Source organism: Escherichia sp. MOD1-EC6475 (assembly GCF_003046645.1).
GTDB lineage: Bacteria > Pseudomonadota > Gammaproteobacteria > Enterobacterales > Enterobacteriaceae > Escherichia > Escherichia ruysiae.
The window spans coordinates 22,295-28,627 of the sequence record NZ_PZKQ01000019.1; the positions used below are offsets into that span (position 1 = coordinate 22,295).

Sequence of the window (6,333 nt, forward strand, 5' to 3'; positions counted from 1 at the left end):
TCCAGCTTCACGGTCAGAGTAAATAGCAAAACGCAGTAAGACCGGAAAGCAAAAGGTTTTAAAGTGATGAAAGGTCTATTATCATCGGCATATTACAGATGAGCCACGTACTGCTCGGGCCCGAAAAGGAATCAAATCACTATGCGCTGTAAAACGCTGACTGCTGCAGCAGCAGTACTATTGATGTTGACCGCAGGCTGTTCCACTCTGGAGCGAGTGGTTTACCGTCCTGACATCAACCAGGGGAACTATCTGACCGCTAACGACGTATCCAAAATACGTGTTGGCATGACGCAACAACAAGTTGCGTACGCATTGGGTACACCGCTGATGTCCGATCCATTTGGTACGAATACCTGGTTCTATGTCTTCCGCCAGCAACCAGGTCATGAAGGTGTAACGCAGCAAACGCTGACGCTGACCTTTAACAGTAGCGGTGTGTTGACCAACATTGATAATAAACCTGCGCTGAGTGGTAACTAATAATAAAGTTGCTCTCAAAGACGTTAAAAAAGGTGCTCAATGAGCACCTTTTTCCTGTCTGTTATTTATTTGCTGATTTTTCTGCTCGTTGCCTGCGCAGCTCTTTCGGATCGGCAATGAGAGGGCGATAAATCTCCAACCGATCGCCATCATGCACACTATCGCTCAGTTTTGCCGGACGGCTATAAATGCCGACTTTATTTTTAGCTAAATCGATATCGGTACGCAATTCCAGCAAACCACTGGCGCGAATAGCTTCTTCAACCGTCGCTCCCTCCTGCAGCGTCACGCGCTGCAGGTACTGCTTCTCAGGTAGCGCATAAGCCACCTCAACGGCAATTTTACCTGGCACTGTAAACCTCTTTCGCACGAACCGTAAAAGCCTGGACCATATTAGCCGCCAGCTCTTTAAACACGCGACCAAAGGCGAGTTCAATCAACTTATTGGTAAACTCAAAGTCGAGATGAAACTCGATACGACACGCCTCCTGGCTCAGCGGCGTAAACTTCCATCCACCGATCAATTTCTTGAACGGCCCATCCACCAGATTCATAAGAATACTTTGGTTACTGGTCAACTGGTTGCGGGTAGTAAACGTTTTGCTGATCCCAGCCTTAGAGACATCTACCGCCGCAGTCATCTGCCCAGGAGTGGACTCCAGAATCCGACTTCCGGTACAACCCGGCAAAAACTGAGGATAAGACTGAACGTCATTCACTAACTGATACATTTGCTCCGCGCTGTAGGGTACCAGTGCGGTCCGGCTAATCTGAGGCATAACAATTTCCATCAACAAAAATCCAACAAATAATATCATTTATCCTGCTGTAAAAAAAACGCTATCCCGGCGCTGGGTAACATCGGGTTCATGCTAAGATAGAGCCTTGTCCCCCGCAGGATTGTTATGGGGTGTTTTCGATTTCAGATTACCGATGATTCACGACGCTTATGACGAAGAAAAAAGCACATAAACCTGGTTCAGCGACCATCGCGCTTAACAAGCGCGCCCGTCACGAATACTTTATCGAAGAAGAGTTCGAAGCGGGACTTGCCCTGCAAGGCTGGGAGGTTAAATCCCTGCGCGCAGGAAAAGCCAATATCAGCGACAGCTATGTCCTTCTGCGCGACGGAGAAGCGTTCCTGTTTGGCGCAAATATCACGCCGATGGCCGTGGCTTCCACACATGTGGTGTGCGATCCTACTCGTACCCGCAAGTTACTTCTCAACCAGCGCGAACTGGACTCATTATATGGTCGCGTCAATCGTGAAGGCTATACCGTAGTGGCGCTCTCTCTGTACTGGAAAAATGCCTGGTGCAAAGTGAAAATCGGCGTCGCGAAAGGTAAGAAACAGCACGATAAACGTTCCGACATCAAAGAACGTGAATGGCAGGTTGATAAAGCGCGTATCATGAAAAACGCTCACCGCTAAACCTGCATCACATGTTCTGACCAGATCCTCACCGCGCCTCCCCTCTCCGGTGGCGCGAATGCACATCTTATCGGCTATCATATTTGATACAGATGTCGTCATCCCTTTGCTTAATCGAATAAAAATCATGCCAGGCGGCGCTAAATCCTGAACGATAACGCCATTGGGACTGGTCATGACGCTCACAAATCTGGTATACTCGCTGTTACACATTGGGGCTGATTCTGGATTCGACGGGATTTGCGAAACCCAAGGTGCATGCCGAGGGGCGGTTGGCCTCGTAAAAAGCCGCAAAAAATAGTCGCAAACGACGAAAACTACGCTTTAGCAGCTTAATAACCTGCTTAGAGCCCTCTCTCCCTAGCCTCCGCTCTTAGGACGGGGATCAAGAGAGGTCAAACCCAAAAGAGATCGCGTGGAAGCCCTGCCTGGGGTTGAAGCGTTAAAACTTAATCAGGCTAGTTTGTTAGTGGCGTGTCCGTCCGCAGCTGGCAAGCGAATGTAAAGACTGACTAAGCATGTAGTGCCGAGGATGTAGGAATTTCGGACGCGGGTTCAACTCCCGCCAGCTCCACCAAATATTGATGTACTGAAGTTCAGTAAAGTCTACTAAGCCCGCACAGCACAAGCTCTGCGGGCTTTTTTACGTCTATTGTAGTCTAGTGAGAATTGCTGAGAACTACGAGTTATGGCACCCTGAATGGGACCCACGAAGATGGGTCCTAAAATCGAGGGTCCCAAACATGGCCAAAATCGCTAAGAAGCTCACTGACACTGAAATCAAAAGCACCAAACCTGCCGAAAAAGAGGTTAACCTTTTTGACGGCGATGGTTTGCTGTTGCGAATCGCTCCCCTGGCGAAGGGAGGGAAGAAAAATTGGTATTTCAGATATGCAGTGCCTGTGACCAAAAAGCGAACTAAGGTGAGCTTAGGAACCTATCCTCACCTTACACTTGCGAAGGCACGAGCTTTACGTGATGAATACTTGTCGTTGCTTACAAATGGTATAGACCCCCAAGTTCATAACAACCAAAAAGCCAATGCACTGAAAGATGCCACGGAACATACATTTCAAGCAGTAGCCAAGAAGTGGCTTGATGAGAAAGTCAAAACGTCAGGCATCTCCCAAGATCATGCTAACGACATCTGGCGAAGCCTAGAGAGAAATATCTTTTCCACATTGGGTGATACCCCAATTAAGGAGATTCGCCCTAAAATGCTTAAACAGCATTTAGAACCCATAGAAAAACGAGGTGTCCTTGAAACACTTCGCCGCATCATATCCCGCCTGAATGAAATTTTCCGCTATGCAGCAACAGAAGAACTCATAGAATTCAACCCGGCAGACAACCTGGGGCAACGGTTCAGCAAGCCAAAAAAACAGAATATGCCAGCATTACCCCCTTCCGAACTCCCTCGCTTCTTGGTTGCTCTAAACAATGCTTCTATCCGTTTGGAAACAAGGCTACTGATTGAGTGGCAACTTCTCACATGGGTTCGCCCAGGTGAAGCTGTTCGCACAAGATGGTCAGATATTGATATTGAAACTGGCATGTGGAACATCCCGGCGGAGTTTATGAAAATGAAGAAGCCTCACAAAGTTCCACTGAGCAAAGAAGCTTTGCGAGTTTTGGATTTAATGAAAGTCATCAGCGGGCATAGAGAGTGGGTGTTCCCCAGTATCAAAGCTCCACTCAATCACATGCATGAACAAACAGCTAATGCGGCCATAATCCGTATGGGTTTCGGAGGTGAGCTTGTAGCTCACGGTATGCGATCCATTGCTAGAACGGCTGCTGAGGAGTCTGGCAAGTTTAGGACTGATGTCTTAGAAGCCGCCCTTGCCCACTCGAAGAAAGATGAAATAATTGCAGCCTACAATCGTGCAGAGTATCTCACTGAACGGGTGGTTCTCATGCAATGGTGGAGTGACTATGTTTCGTCTCAAAAATGCAAAGTTATTGCCGCATAACTCTCCCATGATGGATTAACTATCTTGATTTAGTTAAAGAATTAATAATCACACCATTAACCTATGTGGACTAAGCATAGCCATTTACAAATGGGGACATTGAGTCCACATAACGAAAGCTGTCGGTCATATCAGCTAAATAATTCACATCTCTTCTCGATTATCATACACCTCGAAGATCTACCAAATTTGCTCTAATCAATGATAAAACAGTTGAATTCGGTTAAAATTTGATCAATTTTATCCACTACATTGTATTGAATCATCCATGAGGTTTCGTGCATGGCTAGCGAAAATGAAAAAAATCATAGAGTTAGGGTCGCGCAGTACTTGAGGATGTCTACCGACCATCAGCAATATTCTTTACATAATCAGTCCGAATATATCAAAGATTATGCTGAAAAGAACAATATGGAAATCGCTTATACCTACGATGATGCAGGTAAGAGCGGAGTCAGTATCGTAGGCAGGCATTCTTTGCAGCAGTTACTTAGCGATGTAGAACAAAAGAAAATAGATATACAGGCTGTATTATTTTATGATGTGAGCCGTTTTGGTCGTTTTCAAAATAGTGATGAAGCAGCATATTATTCCTTTCTATTTGAGAGAAATGGTGTAGATCTTATATATTGTTCCGAACCTATACCCACTAAAGATTTCCCTTTAGAGTCCTCTGTTATACTGAATATAAAAAGATCTAGTGCTGCATATCACAGCAGGAATCTATCTGAAAAGGTATTTATAGGGCAAGTAAATTTAATAAAGCTTGGTTATCATCAAGGCGGTATGGCTGGTTATGGGCTGAGACGTCTTTTAGTAGACGAAAATGGCATAGCTAAAGAAATATTGAGTTTCCGCAAAAGAAAGAGTATTCAAACAGATAGGGTAATATTAATTCCGGGACCAAAAAATGAAATAAAAATTGTAAATAGAATATATGATCTCTTTATAGATAATAACGTCCCAGAATTCATTATTGCTGAGAGATTAAATGAACAGAACATACCTGCAGAAAATGGAACATTATGGACTCGTGCAAAAATACATCAAATTTTGACAAATGAAAAATATATTGGAAACAACATATATAACAAAACCTCATCTAAATTAAAAAGTAGGCTTGTAAAAAACCCCAAACATGAATGGGTTAGATGTGACAAGGCATATAAACCTATTATTTCAAAGAAAAAATACAATAAAGCTCAAGAAATAATTCAGCTCCGATCCATTCATTTGACTAATGAAGATCTATTAGAAAAACTAAAACAAAAATTAGAATCTAATGGAAAACTATCAGGCTTTATCATTGATGAAGATGATACAGGCCCTTCATCTTCTGTTTATAGAACCCGATTTGGTGGTCTTTTAAGAGCATATACTTTGATTGGTTATAAGCCAGAACATGATTACAGCTATCTCAAAATAAATGAAGCACTAAGATCATTTTACTCAGAGATAATTGAGGATTTTAAGGGTGAAATTTTAAAAAGTAACTGTCATATAGACGAGTATAAATATGCCCCAATGCTTTACATCAATGATGAGTTTTTAATTTCCGTCCTTGTTACTAAATGCATACATATGAAATCAGGTAAACTTAGATGGAAAGTCCGGTTTGATAACTCACAGAAAGCAGACATAACAATTGTTATACGAATGAATTCACAAAATATTTCACCTCTTGATTTTTATATCATACCAAAGATTGAAAACGAATATAATAAAATGTGCATGACGGAAACAAACAACATTCGATTAGATCTCTATAGATTTGATAATCTTGATAAACTTCTACAAATTATTACTCGCATGAAAGTGAGGGAACTATATGCTGCCTGAAAAAAATGAATTCCCAATAATTCAAATTGAGATTGCAAAAATAAAATTTCTTAACCCACGAACAAGAAATAAGGTAGTGCATGAAGAAATAAAGGAAAGCATAAAAAAAAGAGGATTAAGCAAGCCTATAAGCGTAAGAGCTATTGATGAAGGCGATTTCAAATATGCTTTAATTTGTGGTCAAGGGAGAATAGAGGCTCTCGTTGCATTAGGTGAAACTATTATTCCAGCAATTATAAGAGATGTATCAGAAGAAGATGCTTACGTTATGAGTTTAGTTGAAAACATTGCAAGGAGAAGACCACGTTCTAATGAGTTATTACAGGTGATTAAAGACATGAAAATCAGAGGACTTTCAGACTCCGAAATAAGTGAGATTACTGGATATTCATCGAACTGGGTGAGCAGTATTAATATGCTACTTGATAAGGGAGAGCATAAACTTCTCTCAGCAGTCGAACGGGGTAATTTGCCTCTGTATCTCGCAGTGCAATTTGCAAGATGTGAAACTGAGGAAGCACAAGATATTCTTACCGAAGCATATGATAAAAAATTAATAAAAAGTCGGGACATTATAAAGATAAAACACGGTAATGACTCCAACTT

General features: G+C 42.3%; 7 protein-coding genes and 1 other RNA gene. 6 read left to right on the top strand and 2 right to left on the bottom strand.

Features of this window, described 5'->3' with window-relative positions; all coding sequences use genetic code 11:
- Positions 1-141: 141 nt before the first annotated feature.
- Complete coding sequence (bamE, locus tag A7589_RS06065; RefSeq protein WP_001203437.1) at positions 142-483, top strand: outer membrane protein assembly factor BamE; 342 nt, start codon at positions 142-144, stop codon at positions 481-483.
- A gap of 61 nt (positions 484-544) precedes the next feature.
- Here the strand turns inward: bamE and A7589_RS06070 are convergent, their stop codons facing one another.
- Together A7589_RS06070 and ratA are read right to left on the bottom strand one after the other, a co-directional pair.
- Entirely contained in the window at positions 545-835 is a 291-nt protein-coding gene (locus A7589_RS06070) for an RnfH family protein (RefSeq protein WP_001117831.1), read from the bottom strand.
- A complete protein-coding gene (gene ratA, locus A7589_RS06075) occupies positions 825-1,262 on the bottom strand; it encodes a type II toxin-antitoxin system toxin RatA (RefSeq protein ID WP_001300750.1) in 438 nt (145 codons plus the stop codon). Before ratA ends, A7589_RS06070 begins: the two co-directional genes overlap by 11 nt.
- A 170-nt stretch (positions 1,263-1,432) precedes the next feature.
- Here ratA and smpB point away from each other — a divergent pair, with 170 nt between their 5' ends.
- The 5 genes from smpB to A7589_RS06100 all read left to right on the top strand — a co-directional run.
- Entirely contained in the window at positions 1,433-1,915 is a 483-nt protein-coding gene (smpB, locus tag A7589_RS06080) for an SsrA-binding protein SmpB (RefSeq protein ID WP_000162574.1), read from the top strand.
- 214 nt (positions 1,916-2,129) lie between these two features.
- Positions 2,130-2,492, top strand: a transfer-messenger RNA (tmRNA) gene (gene ssrA, locus A7589_RS06085).
- 166 nt (positions 2,493-2,658) lie between these two features.
- Complete coding sequence (locus tag A7589_RS06090) at positions 2,659-3,888, top strand: integrase domain-containing protein (protein ID WP_001062342.1); 1,230 nt, start codon at positions 2,659-2,661, stop codon at positions 3,886-3,888.
- A gap of 282 nt (positions 3,889-4,170) precedes the next feature.
- A complete protein-coding gene (locus A7589_RS06095) occupies positions 4,171-5,727 on the top strand; it encodes a recombinase family protein (RefSeq protein WP_025297248.1) in 1,557 nt (518 codons plus the stop codon).
- A partial coding sequence (locus A7589_RS06100) for a ParB/RepB/Spo0J family partition protein (RefSeq protein WP_108188764.1) occupies positions 5,717-6,333 on the top strand: 617 nt, incomplete at its 3' end. The genes A7589_RS06095 and A7589_RS06100, both read left to right, overlap by 11 nt.